19 protein-coding genes are annotated in these 17,325 nt (G+C 65.1%); 8 read left to right on the top strand and 11 right to left on the bottom strand.

Features of this window, described 5'->3' with window-relative positions:
* The first annotated feature begins 194 nt into the window (after nucleotides 1–194).
* Nucleotides 195–1,988: a CYTH and CHAD domain-containing protein gene (locus tag NLM33_RS45390; RefSeq protein ID WP_254105208.1), complete on the top strand. Its 1,794-nt coding sequence runs from the start codon at nucleotides 195–197 to the stop codon at nucleotides 1,986–1,988.
* A gap of 40 nt (nucleotides 1,989–2,028) precedes the next feature.
* Here NLM33_RS45390 and NLM33_RS45385 read toward each other — a convergent pair whose 3' ends face one another.
* The 9 genes from NLM33_RS45385 to NLM33_RS45345 form a co-directional block, all read right to left on the bottom strand.
* On the bottom strand, nucleotides 2,029–2,418 hold the full coding sequence (locus NLM33_RS45385) for a DUF4189 domain-containing protein (RefSeq protein ID WP_254105207.1): 390 nt from the start codon (nucleotides 2,416–2,418) through the stop codon (nucleotides 2,029–2,031).
* A gap of 209 nt (nucleotides 2,419–2,627) precedes the next feature.
* A complete protein-coding gene (locus NLM33_RS45380) occupies nucleotides 2,628–4,232 on the bottom strand; it encodes an NTP transferase domain-containing protein (RefSeq protein ID WP_254105206.1) in 1,605 nt (534 codons plus the stop codon).
* The gene (locus NLM33_RS45375; RefSeq protein WP_254105205.1) at nucleotides 4,229–4,930 is read right to left on the bottom strand and encodes an XdhC family protein; all 702 of its coding nucleotides are present in this window, start codon (nucleotides 4,928–4,930) and stop codon (nucleotides 4,229–4,231) included. Before NLM33_RS45375 ends, NLM33_RS45380 begins: the two co-directional genes overlap by 4 nt.
* A gap of 2 nt (nucleotides 4,931–4,932) precedes the next feature.
* Nucleotides 4,933–5,256, bottom strand: coding sequence for an XdhC family protein (locus NLM33_RS45370; RefSeq protein ID WP_015685128.1), 324 nt, complete (start codon nucleotides 5,254–5,256; stop codon nucleotides 4,933–4,935).
* Between the two features lie 10 nt (nucleotides 5,257–5,266).
* Nucleotides 5,267–6,469 (bottom strand): VWA domain-containing protein, encoded by a 1,203-nt coding sequence (locus tag NLM33_RS45365; protein WP_254105204.1) that lies wholly within the window; start codon nucleotides 6,467–6,469, stop codon nucleotides 5,267–5,269.
* A 112-nt stretch (nucleotides 6,470–6,581) separates the two neighbouring features.
* The gene (locus NLM33_RS45360) at nucleotides 6,582–7,487 is read right to left on the bottom strand and encodes a MoxR family ATPase (protein WP_254105203.1); all 906 of its coding nucleotides are present in this window, start codon (nucleotides 7,485–7,487) and stop codon (nucleotides 6,582–6,584) included.
* A 36-nt stretch (nucleotides 7,488–7,523) separates the two neighbouring features.
* A complete protein-coding gene (locus NLM33_RS45355) occupies nucleotides 7,524–8,330 on the bottom strand; it encodes a xanthine dehydrogenase family protein subunit M (protein WP_254105202.1) in 807 nt (268 codons plus the stop codon).
* A gap of 39 nt (nucleotides 8,331–8,369) precedes the next feature.
* Nucleotides 8,370–8,855 carry a (2Fe-2S)-binding protein gene (locus NLM33_RS45350; RefSeq protein ID WP_027525325.1) on the bottom strand — a complete coding sequence of 162 codons (486 nt, stop codon included), beginning with the start codon at nucleotides 8,853–8,855 and terminating at the stop codon, nucleotides 8,370–8,372.
* A gap of 134 nt (nucleotides 8,856–8,989) precedes the next feature.
* Nucleotides 8,990–9,436: a carbon monoxide dehydrogenase subunit G gene (locus tag NLM33_RS45345; RefSeq protein ID WP_254105201.1), complete on the bottom strand. Its 447-nt coding sequence runs from the start codon at nucleotides 9,434–9,436 to the stop codon at nucleotides 8,990–8,992.
* A gap of 168 nt (nucleotides 9,437–9,604) precedes the next feature.
* Here NLM33_RS45345 and NLM33_RS45340 point away from each other — a divergent pair, with 168 nt between their 5' ends.
* The 3 genes from NLM33_RS45340 (at nucleotide 9,605) to NLM33_RS45330 (ending at nucleotide 12,258) form a co-directional block, all read left to right on the top strand.
* Nucleotides 9,605–10,960, top strand: a complete 1,356-nt coding sequence (locus tag NLM33_RS45340; protein ID WP_254105200.1) for a 3-carboxy-cis,cis-muconate cycloisomerase — start codon at nucleotides 9,605–9,607, stop codon at nucleotides 10,958–10,960.
* Nucleotides 10,961–10,974: 14 nt separating this feature from the next.
* Nucleotides 10,975–11,757 (top strand): 3-oxoadipate enol-lactonase, encoded by a 783-nt coding sequence (gene pcaD, locus NLM33_RS45335; protein WP_254105199.1) that lies wholly within the window; start codon nucleotides 10,975–10,977, stop codon nucleotides 11,755–11,757.
* A 108-nt stretch (nucleotides 11,758–11,865) separates the two neighbouring features.
* On the top strand, nucleotides 11,866–12,258 hold the full coding sequence (locus NLM33_RS45330) for a carboxymuconolactone decarboxylase family protein (RefSeq protein ID WP_254105198.1): 393 nt from the start codon (nucleotides 11,866–11,868) through the stop codon (nucleotides 12,256–12,258).
* On the opposite strand, the gene NLM33_RS45325 is transcribed toward NLM33_RS45330, so the two are convergent.
* Nucleotides 12,220–12,738, bottom strand: a complete 519-nt coding sequence (locus NLM33_RS45325; protein WP_254105197.1) for a hypothetical protein — start codon at nucleotides 12,736–12,738, stop codon at nucleotides 12,220–12,222. The two genes, NLM33_RS45330 and NLM33_RS45325, sit on opposite strands and share 39 nt — an antisense overlap.
* A gap of 204 nt (nucleotides 12,739–12,942) precedes the next feature.
* Nucleotides 12,943–13,101: a hypothetical protein gene (locus tag NLM33_RS45320; RefSeq protein ID WP_254105196.1), complete on the bottom strand. Its 159-nt coding sequence runs from the start codon at nucleotides 13,099–13,101 to the stop codon at nucleotides 12,943–12,945.
* Between the two features lie 255 nt (nucleotides 13,102–13,356).
* Between NLM33_RS45320 and NLM33_RS45315 the strand changes: the two genes are divergently transcribed.
* The 4 genes from NLM33_RS45315 to NLM33_RS45300 are packed head-to-tail and all read left to right on the top strand — an operon-like array spanning nucleotide 13,357 to nucleotide 17,182.
* On the top strand, nucleotides 13,357–14,274 hold the full coding sequence (locus NLM33_RS45315) for a branched-chain amino acid ABC transporter permease LivH (protein ID WP_254105195.1): 918 nt from the start codon (nucleotides 13,357–13,359) through the stop codon (nucleotides 14,272–14,274).
* Nucleotides 14,275–14,286: 12 nt separating this feature from the next.
* Nucleotides 14,287–15,615 (top strand): high-affinity branched-chain amino acid ABC transporter permease LivM, encoded by a 1,329-nt coding sequence (gene livM / locus NLM33_RS45310; protein WP_305880512.1) that lies wholly within the window; start codon nucleotides 14,287–14,289, stop codon nucleotides 15,613–15,615.
* The gene (locus NLM33_RS45305) at nucleotides 15,612–16,445 is read left to right on the top strand and encodes an ABC transporter ATP-binding protein (RefSeq protein ID WP_254105194.1); all 834 of its coding nucleotides are present in this window, start codon (nucleotides 15,612–15,614) and stop codon (nucleotides 16,443–16,445) included. The genes livM and NLM33_RS45305 overlap by 4 nt, the downstream gene beginning before the upstream one ends.
* Nucleotides 16,442–17,182 (top strand): ABC transporter ATP-binding protein, encoded by a 741-nt coding sequence (locus tag NLM33_RS45300; protein WP_254105193.1) that lies wholly within the window; start codon nucleotides 16,442–16,444, stop codon nucleotides 17,180–17,182. Before NLM33_RS45305 ends, NLM33_RS45300 begins: the two co-directional genes overlap by 4 nt.
* Nucleotides 17,183–17,325: the final 143 nt, after the last annotated feature.

The following is a 17,325-nucleotide window of genomic DNA, read 5'->3' as shown; positions in this document are numbered from 1 at the left end:
ACCTCCCCCACGCATCCCGCGCATCGAGAAATAAGATTCCTCGCGCGAGCATTGTCCGAGGCCGAATGTAATGTGATTTGACCTATTGATCACAATTCGAAAGTTTCAAGTTGAATGCAACCGGGGACCGCTTCCCCGCTCGAACAGAGTCGGATATATATCGGCACCTGTCATCAAACTGTCACAAGAATTACATGTCGGAAACTGGCGCGATAAAGCCGGCCCTCGAAACCGTGCGGAGCGTAGCCGAGCCGAACGGTCATCTCGCTCCGGAGATCAAAAAGAAAACCAGGGCCCCTATCGCTACCAGCAAGAAGCAAGCGCCCAACTCGCTGGAACTCGTTCAAGCCGACTTTTTTCGCAGCGAGCCGTTGCGCACCGAAGATATTGGTGCTGACGAAGCTCGTGCCGAGGCACCTCGCCCCGAAACCTCTGGCGACGTTGCTCCACGCACCACCGAACTCGAGCTCAAGCTGCTTGTGGACGCCGATCGCCTGGCGGACTTCAACAATGCACCGATCATCGCGGCGAACGCGCGCAGCAATGGTACGCGAAAGCACCTCAAGGCCGTCTACTACGATACGCCCAAGCGTGCGCTTCAGCGCAACGGATTGAGCTTCAGGGTCCGCCAGAGCGGCGCGCGATTCACGCAGACCGTGAAGGCCGACTCCGCGAACGATCCGCTCCGACGTGGCGAGTGGGAGGCGAGCGTACCATCCGCTGCTCCCGATATCGCGCTGGCACTGCCGTTCATCCCGGAGAAGCTGCGCGCCGGTCTCGATCGTCGTCCGCTCGAGGCGGTCTTCACCACCGACATCCACCGGCGTCAGCGCATCATCGACCTGCCATCAGGCACGGTGGAGGTCGCGTTCGACCAGGGCTTCCTCAAATCCGGCGATCGATCGATGCCGGTCAGCGAGATCGAGCTCGAGCTCAAGTCCGGCAGCGCGTCTGCGATCTACGAGCTTGCCCTGCGGCTCGCCGAGCATGGGCCGGTCAGACCATCCATCCGCAGCAAATCGGCGCGCGGATTTGACCTCGCCGCCGACACCCCGCCGACGGCAAGAAGGCCGCGCAAGCTGCGCCTCGACCCATCGGCCTCCCTCGATGAGACCTTTGCCGCGATCCTGCGCGCCTGCCTCCTTCATCTTCTCCAGTCGCTTCCCGCCGCCGAGGACGGCCGCAATCCCGAAGGGATTCATCAGCTTCGCGTCGCGCTGCGGCGCCTCCGATCCGCCATGCACCTGATGCAATCGGTCCTGCCGGTGAGCAAGCTCGACCTGCTGCGCGCAGACGCCAAGTGGCTGGGACAAAATCTCTCCGCCGCACGCGAGTGGGACGTCTTCCAGCACGAGACACTGCGCACCGTCGCGCAAGGCTGCCCCTCGATCGCCGGCTTCGACGCGCTGGAGCGGGCCGCAGAGCAGCACCGCACCGACTCATACGACAAGGCGCGCCTGGCGCTGACCGACCGACGGGCCTCGTATTTCGTGATCGGGCTTGGCGGCTGGATCGAAGCGCGCGGCTGGCGCGGCGACGTCGCTGCGGAGCAACTCGCGCAACTGGCCGAGCCAGCCATGAATTTCGCGCGGCGCATCCTGTCGACCCAGCATGCGAAGGTGCTCAAGCGCGGCCGCCGCTTCAAGTCGCTCACGGCTGAAGAGTTGCACCGCTTGCGGCTGGCCGTCAAGAAACTGCGCTATGTCGCCGATTTCCTATTGCCGCTCTACGGACAGCGCAAGTCCGCAACGCGCTTCTCCGACCGGCTGGCCGATCTGCAGCACGAGCTCGGCATCTACAACGACATGGCGGCAACGGCTTCGCTGCTCGCGGATATCGGCATGGAGTCCGCAAGCGGCAGCACTGCGGCTGCCGCGATCGCCGGCTGGCAGGCACACGCGATGGTCGGCACCGAACCGCGCCTTAGGAAAGTGTGGTCGGACTTCGTGAAAGCGAAAGTCCCCTGGTCGATCGAGGCGGAGGCCTGATCGGTCAGGCCACCGCAAGCCACCGCGGAGGATGCAGACTTCAACCTTTGGCGTCGCAGGCCCAGGCGCGGATCACGCATTCCTTGCCGCCATATTTGTAGCATTCGCGCGTGGCGGCGTTGAGCGTGCTCGATATCTTCGGCTTCACGGCATAGCCGTAGGCGCCGCAGGGGTTGGCGAGATCGATCGCCATCGCGGCGCAGGCGCGCTTCATGGTCACGGTCGTGCACTCGCCCTTGCACTGCTTCTGTGCTGCTGCGCGCGCCGCGGCTTCGCCGGAGAAGTCGTAGGCGTGGCCGTAGGCCCCGCATTTGCCGACCGCGAAGGCGCCGGCAGCGTGCGCATCCGTGACGTAGCGGGCTCCTGCCACGATAACGCTCAGCCCAAAGAAAAACATCGCGCAACGGCGCGCGACGACGTTCGAAGCCATGGATATTCCCCTCCCCCGAGGCAGGCGGAGGGGACTCTATCGGCCGGTCGTTTCCAGATGGTGAACGAGTGGTTGAAATCGGGCGATTGGGAGGCGACGAGGAGACCCGATTTGTAGGGTGGGCAAAGGCGCTCTTGCGCCGTGCCCACCATCTTTCGCGGATTGAGGGAGAAGTGGTGGGCACGCTTCGCTTTGCCCACCCTACGGAATCATCCGCGTCTCACCGCTTCCAGCGCCTGCGGCGTATCGATGTCGAGGAAGGCGCTCTCGCCGTCGACGGGCACTTCGGCGACGACTTCCGCATGCTTGGCGATCAGATGGCGCGCGCCGATGTCACCGTCGAGCGTCATCAATTCGCTGAAGAAGCGGCGCGACCACAGCACGGGATTGCCGCGGCGGCCCTCGCTCACGGGTATTGCGATCAGATTGCCGCGGTCGGGTGCAAAACTGTCGATCAGGCGGTCGATCAGGCCGGCATCGATCAGCGGCATATCGCCGAGGCAGACCAGCGCGCCATCACAGGTCTCCGGCACGGCCGCGATGCCGGCCTTGACCGAGCTTGCGATGCCGCCAGCAAAATCCGGATTGCGAACGAACTTCACCTTCAATCCGCTGAGCGCCTGCTCGACCAGCTCGGCCTGATGGCCGGTGACGACGATCACCTCGGACGCCTTCGAGGCCAGCACCTGTTCGGTCGCGATCCGCACCAGCTTCTTGCCCTCGAGCTCGGCGAGCAGCTTGTTCGGCCCGCCCATCCGGGTCGATCGCCCGGCCGCGAGCACGATCGCCGCGACGTGGCTGTTGCCTTCGGTCTCGGGTTTTGCGCGCGGCTGCGGCCGCGTGACGATCTCCATCAACAGGCCCCCGACGCCCATGCCCATCAGCTCGGCGCGCGTCACCTTGATGCCGGCGAGTAACCGCATCAACACCCAGTCAAAGCCGTTCTCGACCGGCGAGCGCGCACAGCCCGGCGCGCCCAGCACGGGCACGTGGCCGGCGCGGCCGATCAGCAGCAGATTGCCGGGATCGACGGGCATGCCGAAATGCTCGATCGCGCCGCCGATTTCGGTGATTGCCGCCGGGATCACGTCGCGGCGATCCGCGATCGCGGAGGCCCCGAACACGATGACGAGCTCGGCGCCAAGTCCGAGCAGCTCCTTGATCGCAGCCGACAGCGCCGTCTCCTCGTGCGGCACCCGCCGCTCGGCGATGATGGTGGCGCCGGCCGGCGCGAGCCGCTCGGCGGTGACGCGGAGCGTCTTGTCGACGACCTTGGAGGAGAGCCCCGGCAGCAGCGTCGAGACGACGCCGACACGCTTGATCATGTAGGGTGCGACTTGCAACACGTTGCGGCCGGCCGCTTTCACCGCAGCATCGCGCAACGTTCCTTCGACGCCGAACGGGATGATCTTGACCGTGCCGACCATCTCGCCCTCGACCACCGGCTTGAAGGCGGACAGCGTTGCAAAGGTGATGGCTTCGTCGACATTGTTGATGCGATCGACCGCAGCGCGGTCGATCACCAGCACGCCCGGGCGCGCCGCGAACAGATTGGCGCGGCCGGTGAAGGCACGCTCGACATGGATGCCCTCGCCACCGACGGCCTCCGCAATGCCGGCGGCCGCGACGTCCTCGGAGACGTCTCCCTGCTCCATGCGCACCACGACGATGTCCTTGATGCCGGCGCGCGTGAGCGCCTCGACCTCGGCAGGCCCGATCGTCGTGCCCTTCTTCAGCACCAGCGGTCCCTGGCGCAGGGTATGGACGGTCACCCCGCCGATCGCATCCTTCGGACTCGCCGGGCCGAACTTCATGCCGCTTCTTCTTTTTCTTTCGGAGGCAGGCGCAGCTGCGCCGTGATCTCGGCCATGATCGACACCGCGATCTCGGATGGCGAGACCGCGCCGATCGCGAGGCCAATGGGCGCGTGGATGCGCGCGATATCGGAATCCTTCGCGCCCTGCGCCCGCAGCCGGTCGCCGCGCTTGGCGTGCGTCTTCCGCGAGCCGAGCGCGCCGATATAGAAGCAGTCACGCTCGAAGGCGTGCAGCAGCGCGGGATCGTCGATCTTGGGATCGTGGGTCAGCGCGACGAAGGCGGTGTAGTGGTCGATGTTGAGCGGCGGCAGCGCGACGTCGGGCCACTCCGCGATCAGCGGCACGTCCGGGAATCGCTCGGGGCTCGCAAAGGCCGTGCGGGGGTCGACGACCGTGACGTCATAGCCGAGCGAGCGCGCCATCGGCGCCAGCGCCTGGCTGATATGGACGGCGCCGATGATCACCATCTTCGCGGTCGGCGCATAGACGTTGAGGAACAGCTTCTTGCCGGCGGCCTCGACGTTGCCGCTCTTGCCCATGCGGAGCTGTTTTTCCAGCTCGGCGCGCAGCGGGTCCTTGGCAAAATCACCGGCCTTCACCAGCCGCTGCTCGCCGCTCTCGGTGTCGGTGACGAGAATGACCGGCCGCCGCGCGGCGCGCTCGGCATTGAGTTCGTGCAGGGTTTCCAGCTTCACGGCTAGCCGACCTTCTCGACGAAGACGCGGATGGTGCCGCCACAGGACAACCCGACATTCCAGGCGGTCTCGTCGGCAACGCCGAACTCCAGCATTCTTGGCTTGCCGCTCTGGATCACGTCCATGGCCTCGGTGACCACGGCTCCTTCGACGCACCCGCCCGAGACGGAGCCCAGAAAGGTGCCGTCGTCGTTGATGACGAGGCTCGAGCCCGCCGGCCGCGGCGCCGAGCCCCAGGTCTCCACCACCGTTGCGAGGGCGACGCCATGGCCGGCCTTCTGCCAGTCCTCCGCCGCCTTCAGGATATCCTCGTCGCGATCGAGCATGGCCTACCTCTCAAGCTGCGGAACGGATCAGGCTGCGGTGATGCGGCGGCAGCGGCTGGGAGAGCGTCTTGATCAGCTCCTGGATCGAACTCAAATTATGCACCGGCCGGAATTCGTCAACGTGGGGCAGCATCATTTTGATGCCCTGCGCCTTGGCCTCGAAGCCGCCGAACCTGAGCAGCGGGTTCAGCCAGATCAGCCGGCGGCAGGACCGGTGCAGCCGGTCCATCTCGAAGGCGAGCTTGGAATCGGCTTCACGCTCCAGCCCGTCGGAGATCAGGAGCACGATCGCGCCCTGGCTCAGCACACGCCGCGCCCACAATTTGTTGAAGTTGTGCAGTGAGGTCGCAATCCGCGTGCCGCCGGCCCAATCCTCCACCGCCGCCGAACAGCTTGCCAGCGCCTCGTCCGGATCGCGCTGGCGCAGCGCACGGGTGACGTTGGTGAGGCGGGTGCCGAACAGGAACACGGAGACGCGCTTGCGGGCATCCGTGATGGCATGGAGGAAGTGCAGGAACAGCCGCGTGTACTCGCTCATCGAGCCCGAGATATCGAGGAGCGCCACGATCGGCGCCGGCTTCTCGATCCGCCCGAGGCGGTGAATGTCGATGATGTCGCCGCCGGTGTGCAGCGAGGCCCGCAAGGTTCGGCGCAGGTCGAGGCGCAGCCCGCGCCGATCGGGCCGCTGCCGCCGCGTCAGTAGCTCGGCCTGCGGCAGCTTCATCCTCTCGATGGCGCGCAGCGCCTCGCTGATCTCGGCCGCACTCATCTGCGCAAAGTCTTTCTTCTGCAGGATCTCCTTGTCGGAGACCGACAGGCGCAGATCCTGCTCCTGGTGCTGCGGCGTCTCCGTCATCTGCGGCTGCGACAGCGCCTCCTGGACCCGGCGCGAGGCCGGTGGCGGCTTCTTCTTGGCGTGATCCGGCAGCGGCACCGAATCCAGCATGTGCTTCCACTCTTCGGAAGGCCGGAAGAACAGGTTGAAGGCCTGCCTGAAGATCAGCGCATGCTCGTGGCGCTTGACGAAGATCGCCTCCAGCGTGGTGAAGACGTCGGCGCGGCTGCCGATGTCGATCACCTGGAGCGCGTTGACAGCGTCGATCACCGCACCAGGGCCGACGGGAAGACCGGCGGCACGAAGCGCGCGGGCGAAGCCGACGATGTTATCGGCGAACTGCTCGGTCTTGTCAGGCGCAAGGTGATTGATGGCCATGTTCGTAACCTACCCTCACGTCAATCCGGGGCGCGACGAAGTCGCGAACCCGGAATCCAGAAGTTGCGGCGCGAGATTCCGGGTTCACGCTCCGCGTGCCCCGGAATGACAGCTACTCGCTCGTCGCGTCCTTCAGGACCTTCTGCAAGGCATCGCCCTGCATGCGGACGATGTCGTCCTGATACTTGAGCAGCGCGCCCAGCGTGTCGCCGACGACCTGCGCCGTCAGCGAGCGGGCGTCGAGCTCGGACAGTGCCGTCGCCCAATCGATGGTCTCGGCGACGCCCGGAGACTTGTAGAAATCCTGGTTGCGCAGCGCCTGCACGAAGCGCACCACCTGCTGCGACAGTTTTGCCGAGATGCCGGGCACGCGCGTCTTGATGATCGCGAGCTCGCGCTCGGCGGAGGGATAGTCGACCCAGTGATAGAGACAGCGCCGCTTCAGCGCGTCGTGGATCTCACGGGTGCGATTGGAGGTGATGATGACGATCGGCGGATGCGGCGCCTTCACAGTGCCGAACTCGGGGATGGTCACCTGGAAGTCGCTGAGGATTTCGAGCAGATACGCCTCGAACGCCTCGTCGGCGCGATCGAGTTCGTCGATCAGCAGCACCGGCGGGCCGGCAACGTCCGGCTCCAGCGCCTGGAGCAGCGGCCGCTTGATCAGATAACGATCGGCGAAGATATCCGACGAGAGCTGCTCGCGATCGGTATCGCCGGCGGCCTCCGCCATCCGGATCGCGATCATCTGCGCGGCGCTGTTCCACTCATAGACCGCCGACGAAACGTCGAGGCCCTCATAGCATTGCAGGCGGATCAGCTTGCGCCCCAGCGCCGCCGACAGCACCTTTGCGATTTCGGTCTTGCCGACGCCCGCCTCGCCTTCGAGGAATAGCGGCCGTCCCATGCGCAGCGACAGATAGGTCACCGTCGCCAGCGACCGCTCCGCGAGATAGCCGCGCGAAGTGAGGAGTTCGAGCATCGCATCGACCGATGCCGGCAGTGCCGCTGCAGTCATGAAAGAGCCAGTCTCGCTACGCCCGGTCCGGGCCCATCACTCTTTGGCATTGGCGGCATCGAGGGCGCGCCGCGTCAGCACCCCGATGAGATGTGCGCGGTATTCGGCGCTGCCGTGGATGTCGCTGTTGAGGCCTTCCGCCGGCACCTCGATGCCTTCAATCGCCTTCGACGCGAACCGCTTCTTCAGCGCTTCCTCGAACGCGGTGACGCGGAAGACGCCATCCGAGCCGGCTCCGGTGACGGCGACGCGTACATCCGACGGTCGCCGTGCCACGAACACGCCGACCAGCGCATAGCGCGAGGCCTGGTTGCGGAATTTGACGTAGGACGCCTTTTTAGGCAGCGGGAACATCACCTTGGTGATGATCTCGTCGGCCTCGAGCGCGGTCGAGAACAGGCCCTGGAAGTACTCTTCCGCCTTCAGGCGGCGCTTGTTGGTGACGATGGTGGCGCCGAGCGCGAGCACAGCCGCCGGATAGTCCGCGGTCGGGTCGTTGTTGGCGAGCGAGCCGCCGATCGTGCCCTTGTGACGGACGGCGGGATCGCCGATGCCACCGGCAAGGCTCGCGAGCGCCGGGATCACCTCGCCCACGATGGCCGACGTCGCGACATCGGCGTGCTTCGCCGTAGCGCCGATCACCAGCGAACGGCCCTTCATCTCGATCGTGTCGAGACCTTCGATATGGGAGAGGTCGACGAGATGCGGCGGGCTTGCGAGGCGCTGCTTCATCACGGGAATCAGCGTGTGGCCGCCGGCGATCACCTTGGCGTCCTCATTCTTCACCAGCAGATTGGCCGCCTGCCGCACGGTCCCAGGGCGATGATATTTGAATTCGTACATAATGGGCTTCCTGATCGCGAGAGGCGCGCGAGTGTCGGTTTACGCGAGGTCGGATTTCGCCATCGCCTTCGCGCCGGCGGCGATCGAGGCGACGATGTTCTGGTAGCCGGTGCAGCGGCAGAGATTGCCTTCGAGCTCCTCGCGAATCGTGTGGTCGTCGAGCTCGTGGCCCTTGCGATGGACGATGTCGATCGCGGTCATGATCATGCCGGGGGTGCAGAAGCCGCACTGCAGGCCATGATGCTCGCGGAAGGCCTCCTGCATCGGATGCAGCGGGGCGCCGTCAGCGGCCAGCCCCTCAATGGTCTTGACCTCGTGGCCGTCGGCCATCACCGCAAGCGTGGTGCAGGATTTCACGGCCTTGCCGTCGAGATGCACGACGCAGGCGCCGCACTGCGAGGTGTCGCAGCCGACATGGGTCCCGGTCAGCCGCAGATGCTCGCGCAGAAACTGCACCAGCAGGGTGCGGGGGTCGACATTGGCGTTGACGGGATTGCCGTTCACAATCAGGGAGATTTTGGCCATCAGGACTCTCTGGTCAGCACCCCGCCGGGTCCCGGCGAAGCGGTTCTTATAGTTATTCCGACCCATCATATGGGCCATTGCACCTTCGGGCAACATCGCCCGAAATGCAGGCAGTTATGCCTTAAGGCGCAGGGCTAACCCTGTACCGCCTTGGCGAAATTCGTAAAAAATTCGTCGGCGAGCTTTTTGGCGGCGCCGTTGATCAGGCGCTGGCCGAGCTGCGCCAACTTGCCGCCGATCTGCGCCTCGACATCATAGGAGAGCAGCGTGCCGCCATCCTTCTCCGACAGTCTCACCGCCGCGCCCCCCTTGGCGAAGCCGGCCACCCCGCCCTCGCCTTCACCGGTGATCTTGTAACCGTTCGGCGGGTCGAGATCGCTGAGCATGACCTTGCCCTTGAAGCGCGCTGACACCGGGCCGACCTTCATCTTGGCGACCGCGCGAAAACCGCCGTCATCGGTCTTCTCAAGTTCCTCGCAGCCGGGGATGCAGGCCTTCAGCACCTCGGGATCGTTGAGCTTGGCCCACACGGATTCGCGCGACGCCGCAAGCTGAACTTCGCCGTTCATTGTCATGGCCATGGGCCGCCTCCCGGGATCACTGACACAACGCTGCTCAAGTAACGCAGCGCCGCGGCAAAGGAAAGGGCGACCGGCGATCACATGCAATGCATATTCGCAACTGCAAAACGCTTGCCGAACGGTTTGGGATTGGCAGACGCGGCCCATGGTGGTTAGGTCCCGCGCAACATGAGCACATCCCTCTCCCCCCTGCTTGCGCCGATGCTGTCGAGCGTGGCCATGCGCGCGGTCTGCGATGACCGGGCTTACCTGCAAAACATGCTCGAATTTGAGGCAGCGCTGGCCCGGGCGGAAGCTGCGACCGGCGTGATTCCCACAAGCGCGGTCGGCCCGATCGAAGCCGCCTGCCAGGCGTCGGCGTTCGACCTCACCGCGCTCGCGGAGGCCGCGACCAGGTCGGGCAATCTGGCGATCCCCCTCGTCAAGACGCTGACCGCCAGCGTCGCCAAGGCCGATGCGGAGGCCGCGCGCTACGTGCATTGGGGCGCCACCAGCCAGGATGTCATCGACACTGCAACCATGCTGATGCTTCGCGCCGGGATCGATGCGCTCGACGCCGACCTCAGTCGTGCCATCAAAGGATTTGCCGCACTGGCGCGTACCCACCGCAACACCGCCATGGTCGCGCGCACCTGGCTGCAGCACGCGCTACCGATGCCGTTCGGATTGAAGGCTGCCGAGTATGCCGCAAGCCTTGCCCGCGCACGCTGCCGGCTGCGGCGGCTGCGCCGCGAAGGCCTCGCGCTGCAATTCGGCGGCGCCGCCGGCACGCTCGCGGCGCTCGGCGGCAAGGGACTTGTCGTCGCCGAGCGGCTTGCGCAGGAGTTGAACCTTCAGTTGCCCGAGGCGCCCTGGCACACCCATCGCGACCGGATCGCGGAGGCGGCATCAAGCCTTGCGATTCTCGCCGGCAGTTGCGGCAAGATCGCCCGCGACGTCTCGCTGATGATGCAGACCGACGTCGCCGAAGCCTTTGAGCCCGCCGGCGAAGGCCGCGGCGGCTCCTCGACCATGCCGCACAAGCGCAATCCGGTCGCTGCCGCAAGCGCGCTTGGCGCGGCGACGATGGCGCCGCAATTGGCCGCGACGATCCTCGCGGCCCAGGTCCAGGATCACGAGCGCAGCGCCGGCCCGTGGCACGCGGAATGGCCGACGCTGCCGCAATTGATGCTGGTCGCCTCAGGCGCGCTTGCAGCCATCGTCGATATCGCCGAAGGCCTCGACGTCGACGCGGCGCGCATGCGCGCCAATCTCGACGCGACGCACGGCCTGATCATGGCGGAAGCCGTCACCTTCGCGCTCGCCGAGACCATCGGCAAGAGCGACGCGCATCATCTGGTCGAGGCTGCCAGCAAGAAGGCGGTTGCCGAGAAGAAGCATTTGCGCGACGTGCTCGCGGCCGATTCGAATGTCACCGCGCATCTTGCGCCGGAGAAAATTGCGGCACTGTTCGAGCCGATGGCCTATCAAGGCGCTTCCCAAGCCCTGATCGACCGGCTGCTCGACAGCCTCGACCGCGAATAAACGGAGACGCCGCCATGCCCATGATCGATGCCGACGGGTGCCTGCTCAACGTGTCCGTCGAGGGCCGCGACGGCGGGCCGACCCTGATGCTCTCCAACTCGCTCGGCTGCACGCTGCAGATGTGGGAGCCGCAGATGAAGGCGCTGACGCAGGTGTTCCGCGTCATCCGCTATGACCGCCGCGGCCACGGCAAGTCAAGCGTAGCCCCCGGCCCCTATTCGATGGAGCGCTTCGGCCGCGACGTGCTCGCGATCCTCGACGATCTCAACATCGAGAAGGTGCATTGGTGCGGCCTGTCGATGGGCGGCATGGTCGGGCAATGGCTGGGCGCCAACGCGCCAGAGCGGTTCGGCAAGATCATCCTTGCCAATACCTCTTGCTACTACGCCGAACCAAACAAATGGCTGGAACGTATCGAGGCGGTGAAGACGGGCGGCATCGCGGCGGTCGCCGATGCCGTGCTCGCGGGGTGGCTCACCGCAGATTTCCGCGAGCGTGAGCCGCAGATCACCGCCAAGATGAAATCGATGCTGCTCGCTTCCCCCGTCGAGGGCTATCTCGCCTGCTGCGAGGCGCTGTCGACGCTCGACCAGCGCGCGCTGCTGCCGAAGATCAAGAGCCCGACGCTCGTGATCGCCGGCCGCCACGACATGGCGACCCCGATTTCGGCGGGCGAATTGATCCGCAGCCAAATTCCCGGCGCCAGCATGACCATCATCGATGCCGCCCACATCTCCAATGTCGAGCAGCCGCACGCCTTCACCGACGCGGTGGTCGGCTTCTTGACGCAACGCTAATTGTTGATTGTCATTCCGGGGCGCCTCGAAGAGGCGAATCCGGAATCTCGAGATTCCGGGTTCGATGCTTCGCATCGCCCCGGAATGACTCAATTCTGGAGGAAATCAATGGACGACGAGAAGCGCCGCGATGCCGGCATGAAGGCGCGCCGCAAGGTGCTCGGCAACGCCTGGGTCGACAAGTCGATCGCCAACCGCAATGCGTTCAATACCGATTTCCAGGACCTGATCACCCGCTACGCCTGGGGCGAGATCTGGACGCGGCCGCATTTCGACGAGCGGACGCGGCGCGTGCTCGTCATCGGCACCATGGTCGCGCTCGGGCAATGGGATGAATTTCGCCTGCACGTGCGCGCAGCGCTCGCCGAGGGCGGCTTCACCCCCGACGATATCAAGGAAATCCTTCTTCAGCAGGCGATCTATTGCGGCGTGCCGGCGGCCAACCACGCCGTCAAGGAAGCCTCAGCGATTGTGCAGGAGCTCGGCCTGCTCAAGCCCTAGCGGCGCTGTGGTTTCCACGCGCGGCCGGACCGGCCGCTCGATCACCAGCACGATTGTCGCGCCGAGCAGCAGCAGAAGCTCGGTCGCGTGCAGCCTGAGGGCGGCCATCTCGCCGACCTTCGAGGCCATCACCATGCTCGCGAACGACATCAGGCTGCCGATGACAAGCGCAATGGCGAGCGCCTCGTCCGAGCCGCCGGCCTTGCGGACTCGGGGAATCGAGAGCAGGGCCAGGAAAATGGCAAAGAACGCCACCACGATGAGGCGGCCGAGCGCCAGCAGCCACGCCGCGCGGACCGTACTCATGCCCGACATCTGGAGCTGGTCGCTGATAAACAGCGCCACCGCGACGCTCGGCCGCTCGTAGAGCCCGTGCACGGGGGCGACCATGATGTTGAAGGCAATCAACGTCCAGGCCGGGATGAAATAGGCGGCGAGCACCACGCCATTGATTGACCCGATCCGCCAGTTCTTCAGCATTGCCGCTTCCCGCATGATTTCCGTTGGGCCCGAGCCGGCCGGGCCTTTTGCGGTAGCTAACTCCCCTCGACTTGAGGCGGCAATTTAAACTCTTCGTTTACCTTAACTGCTGTGGACAAACCTCAGCCGGGCAAAAGGAAAAGTCCCGCCTTTCGGCGGGACTGTCACAACTCTAAGGTTGCACAACTCCAAGGTGCTTCAGGATCAACCCTGGTCCTGACCATGCTGGCCCGGCTTGTCGCCCTGGCGCATCGGATCCTGCTGCTGCTGTCCGGGCTTCTGGCCGCCGCCCTGCTGCTGATCGGGGCGCTGGCCGGGCTTCTGATTCTGCTGGCCCGGATTCTGGTTCTGCTGCTTCGTCATCGCGGGAAACTCCCTTGTTGCGACCTGAGGCGGGATAACGGTCAGCGCCCGACTAGGTTGCCATTGGAACCGGGTTCCTCTCCGGCGCCGGAACCCCGGGGGACGAAAATCACCCTGTACAAGCCTTTATGGCGAGGCCTGGCCAGTTGCGGCCGCCAGTTCCCTCCTGTTACAAAATGCGGACGACGTGCCGTTTCAGGGCTGCCGGGGCCCAAGAGTTCCCTCATGGTGCGTCAGTCTGGATAGCGGCAGCCCATGGACTATTTCACCCAGCAGCTCATCAACGGCCTCGTCCTCGGTTCGATCTACGGCCTGATCGCTATCGGCTACACGATGGTCTACGGCATCGTCGGCATGATCAATTTCGCCCATGGCGACATCTTCATGATCGGCGGCTTCATCGCCCTGATCACCTTCCTGATCCTGGTCTCGTTCGGCCTGACCGCGGTTCCGGTCATCCTGCTGGTCGTGCTGCTCGCCTCGATGGCGATTACTGCGCTTTATGGTTGGACGGTCGAGCGCATCGCCTACCGTCCGTTGCGTCACTCCTTCCGCCTTGCCCCGATGCTGTCGGCCATCGGCATGTCCTTCGTGCTGACGAACTACTCGCAGGTGGCGCAGGGCGCCCGGGTCAAGCCGATCCCGCCGTTGATCACCGGCGGCTACACTCTGCATGAGAGCGCGGACGGTTTCGTGATCCAGCTCTCCAACATCCAGATACTGGTGGTCACCACCACGATCGTGCTGCTGTTGATCTTCAACCGGCTTGTCTTGCGCACGCGGCTCGGGCGAGACATGCGCGCCTGCGAGCAGGACCAGACCATGGCGGCGCTGCTCGGCGTCAATGTCGACCGCACCATCTCCATGACCTTCGTGATCGGCGCGGCGCTTGCGGCAGTGGCGGGCCTGATGTACCTGCTCTACTATGGCCAGGTCGATTTCAACATGGGCTTCGTCGCCGGCATCAAGGCGTTCACGGCGGCGGTGCTCGGCGGCATCGGCTCGCTGCCCGGCGCGGTGCTCGGCGGGCTTGCGATCGGCCTGATCGAGACGTTCTGGTCGGCCTATTTCTCGGTCGAGTACAAGGACGTTGCCGCGTTCTCGATCCTGATCATCGTGCTAATATTCATGCCGACCGGCCTGCTCGGCCGTCCCGAAGTCGAAAAAGTCTGACAGGTCGCCTGCGTGACAGCTCTTTCGCAAGAAACGGTATCCGCAACCCGCACCGCAGCGGGTATCCCCTTCATCCTGAAAAAGGCCTTCCTGAGCGCTCTCGTCGCGCTGCTGCTGTTTTCGCTGATGATCGGCATCCGCACCGAGGCCGGTCCCGATGGGCAACTGACCTACTGGACGCGGTTCGGCGAACTCGCCTCCATCGTCGGCATCGTGTTCGGAGGATCGATCCTCATCGAATTGCTGCGGCAATGGATCGGCCCTGTCGGCGCCGAGAAGCTGGTGCCGCCCGCTGTGCATCGCGGCATGTCGATCCTCGGCAACTACCTGGCGCCGGCGCTCCTGATCTTCACCCTCCTCGTGCCGGTCATCTTCTATAACCAGCGCTACATCCTCGACCTCGCAATCCTCGTGCTCACCTATGTGATGCTGGGCTGGGGCTTGAACGTCGTGGTCGGGCTCGCCGGCCTGCTCGATCTCGGCTACGTCGCTTTCTATGCGGTGGGCGCCTATTCCTACGCGCTGCTCGCGACGAATTTCGGCTGGTCGTTCTGGATCTGCCTGCCGCTCGCCGGCATCCTCGCAGCCATGTGGGGGGTTATGCTCGGCTTCCCGGTGCTACGGCTGCGCGGCGACTATCTCGCTATCGTCACGCTCGCTTTCGGCGAGATCATCCGACTCGTCATCATCAACTGGCAGAGCCTGACCGGCGGGCCCAACGGCGTCACCGGCATTCCGCGCCCCACCCTGTTCGGCATCCCGCTCGACAACAGCGACGACGGGCTCGCCGCAAAGCTCGGCATCGAGTATTCGCCGACCCACCGCATCGTCTTCCTGTTCTATTTGATCCTGGCGCTGGCGCTGCTCACCAACTGGGTGACAATCCGCCTGCGGCGTCTGCCGATCGGCCGCGCCTGGGAAGCGTTGCGCGAGGACGAGGTCGCCTGCCGTGCGCTCGGCATCAACACCACGACCACGAAACTGACGGCGTTCGCGACGGGTGCGCTGTTCGGCGGCTTCGCCGGCGCCTTCTTCGCCACGCGCCAGGGTTTCATCAGCCCGGAATCCTTCACCTTCCAGGAATCCGCACTGGTGCTTGCCATCGTGGTGCTCGGCGGCATGGGCTCGCAACTCGGCGTGGCGCTCGCCGCTCTCGCCATGATCGGTGGCTTCGAGCTGTTCCGCGGGCTTGAGATCTACCGCATGTTGGTTTTCGGCTGGGCGATGGTGCTGATCATGATCTGGCGGCCACGCGGCCTGATCGGCCATCGCGCGCCGACCGTGTATCTGAAGAAGGCGCAGGCCATCTCCTCCGACCTCGTCAAGGAAGGCCACGGATGAGCGGCGAGCGTATCCTCAGCGTCGATCAGCTCACCATGCGCTTCGGCGGCATCGTCGCCGTGCAGGATCTGTCGTTCGCGGCGGACCGGCGCAAGATCACGGCGCTGATCGGACCGAACGGCGCCGGCAAGACCACGGTGTTCAACTGCATCACCGGCTTCTACAAGCCGACGGGCGGCACCATCCGCCTCACCCACGATGACGGCAAGGAAATCGCGCTCGAGGGGCTCAACGATTTCCGCATCGCCAAACAGGCCAAGGTCGCACGCACCTTCCAGAACATCCGCCTGTTTCCGGGGATGACCGTGCTGGAAAACCTGATGGTGGCGCAGCACAACATGTTGATGCGCGCCTCCGGTTTCACCTTCCTCGGCCTGATCGGCGCGCCGAACTACCGCAGTGCGGAAGCGCATGCGATCGGTCTCGCCACCGATTGGCTGAAGCGGGTTAGCCTGTTGGATCGCGCCGACGATGCGGCCGGCAACCTCGCCTATGGCGACCAGCGCCGCCTCGAGATCGCGCGCGCGATGTGCACCGAGCCCGCGCTCTTGTGCCTCGACGAGCCAGCTGCCGGCCTCAACGCGCGCGAGAGCGCCGCCTTGAGCGAGCTTCTGCTTTCGATCCGCAACGACCTGGGAACCTCGATCCTCCTGATCGAGCACGACATGTCGGTCGTGATGGAGATCTCCGACCACATCGTGGTGATGGACCACGGCGTGAAGATCGCGCAAGGCACGCCGCGCGAGGTGCGCGACGATCCCAAGGTGATCGCCGCCTATCTCGGCGCCGACGAGGAAGAAGCGATGGCCGTCATGGAGAGCGGGTCGTGACGGCGGCATCCCCCCTGCTCGCGATCCGGGGCCTGCGCGCGGCCTACGGCAAGATCGAGGCGCTGAAGGGCGTCGACGTCGAGATCAATTCCGGCGAGATCGTCGCGCTGATCGGCGCCAACGGCGCCGGCAAGTCGACGCTGATGATGACGATCTTCGGCAAGCCGCGCGCCCGCGCCGGGCAGATCCTGTACGAGGGCAAGGACATCACCGCCGTCCCGACCCACGAGATCGCGCATTTGCGTATCGCGCAATCGCCGGAAGGCCGCCGCATTTTCCCGCGGATGAGCGTCGCCGAGAACCTCCAGATGGGGGCCGATGTCACCGACAGCACGCCTGCGGAACGGGAGAGCACGCTCGAGCGCGTGTTCGCCCTGTTTCCCCGCCTGCAGGAACGTTTCGCCCAGCGTGGCGGAACCCTGTCCGGCGGCGAGCAGCAGATGCTGGCGATCGGCCGCGCCTTGATGAGCCGCCCTCGCCTGCTCCTGCTCGATGAACCCTCGCTGGGGCTCGCCCCGCTCATCGCGCGGCAGATTTTCGACGCGATCCGCACCCTGAACCGGCAGGACGGCCTGACCGTGCTGATCGTCGAGCAGAACGCCAACCATGCCCTGAAGCTCGCCCATCGCGGCTACGTCATGGTCAACGGCCTGATCACGCTCGCGGGCAGCGGTGCCGAATTGCTGCAGCGCCCTGAAATCCGCGCTGCCTATCTGGAAGGTGGCCGGCACGCCTGACCGGCCCCGCCCTGCGCGAGAATGCAGCTAGATATCTTTGCTAATGCCCGTATTTTGCCGGTGACTTCTCCGCAAATTCATTCAAGAATGGCGCCGGTTTGAACCGGGCGAACCCGGCAACTCCCAACAGACGACCACCCGCG

This window comes from Bradyrhizobium sp. CCGUVB1N3 (assembly GCF_024199925.1).
GTDB lineage: Bacteria > Pseudomonadota > Alphaproteobacteria > Rhizobiales > Xanthobacteraceae > Bradyrhizobium.
This window is presented reverse-complemented; position numbering and strand designations above follow the sequence as displayed.

Coding starts and splice junctions, on each gene's coding strand:
- NLM33_RS45390 (WP_254105208.1), top strand. CDS start 195: ATGTCGGAAACTGGCGCGATAAAGCCGGCCCTCGAAACCGTGCGGAGC.
- NLM33_RS45385 (WP_254105207.1), bottom strand. CDS start 2,418: ATGGCTTCGAACGTCGTCGCGCGCCGTTGCGCGATGTTTTTCTTTGGG.
- NLM33_RS45380 (WP_254105206.1), bottom strand. CDS start 4,232: ATGAAGTTCGGCCCGGCGAGTCCGAAGGATGCGATCGGCGGGGTGACC.
- NLM33_RS45370 (WP_015685128.1), bottom strand. CDS start 5,256: ATGCTCGATCGCGACGAGGATATCCTGAAGGCGGCGGAGGACTGGCAG.
- NLM33_RS45365 (WP_254105204.1), bottom strand. CDS start 6,469: ATGGCCATCAATCACCTTGCGCCTGACAAGACCGAGCAGTTCGCCGAT.
- NLM33_RS45360 (WP_254105203.1), bottom strand. CDS start 7,487: ATGACTGCAGCGGCACTGCCGGCATCGGTCGATGCGATGCTCGAACTC.
- NLM33_RS45355 (WP_254105202.1), bottom strand. CDS start 8,330: ATGTACGAATTCAAATATCATCGCCCTGGGACCGTGCGGCAGGCGGCC.
- NLM33_RS45350 (WP_027525325.1), bottom strand. CDS start 8,855: ATGGCCAAAATCTCCCTGATTGTGAACGGCAATCCCGTCAACGCCAAT.
- NLM33_RS45345 (WP_254105201.1), bottom strand. CDS start 9,436: ATGGCCATGACAATGAACGGCGAAGTTCAGCTTGCGGCGTCGCGCGAA.
- NLM33_RS45340 (WP_254105200.1), top strand. CDS start 9,605: ATGAGCACATCCCTCTCCCCCCTGCTTGCGCCGATGCTGTCGAGCGTG.
- pcaD (WP_254105199.1), top strand. CDS start 10,975: ATGCCCATGATCGATGCCGACGGGTGCCTGCTCAACGTGTCCGTCGAG.
- NLM33_RS45330 (WP_254105198.1), top strand. CDS start 11,866: ATGGACGACGAGAAGCGCCGCGATGCCGGCATGAAGGCGCGCCGCAAG.
- NLM33_RS45325 (WP_254105197.1), bottom strand. CDS start 12,738: ATGCTGAAGAACTGGCGGATCGGGTCAATCAATGGCGTGGTGCTCGCC.
- NLM33_RS45320 (WP_254105196.1), bottom strand. CDS start 13,101: ATGACGAAGCAGCAGAACCAGAATCCGGGCCAGCAGAATCAGAAGCCC.
- NLM33_RS45315 (WP_254105195.1), top strand. CDS start 13,357: ATGGACTATTTCACCCAGCAGCTCATCAACGGCCTCGTCCTCGGTTCG.
- NLM33_RS45305 (WP_254105194.1), top strand. CDS start 15,612: ATGAGCGGCGAGCGTATCCTCAGCGTCGATCAGCTCACCATGCGCTTC.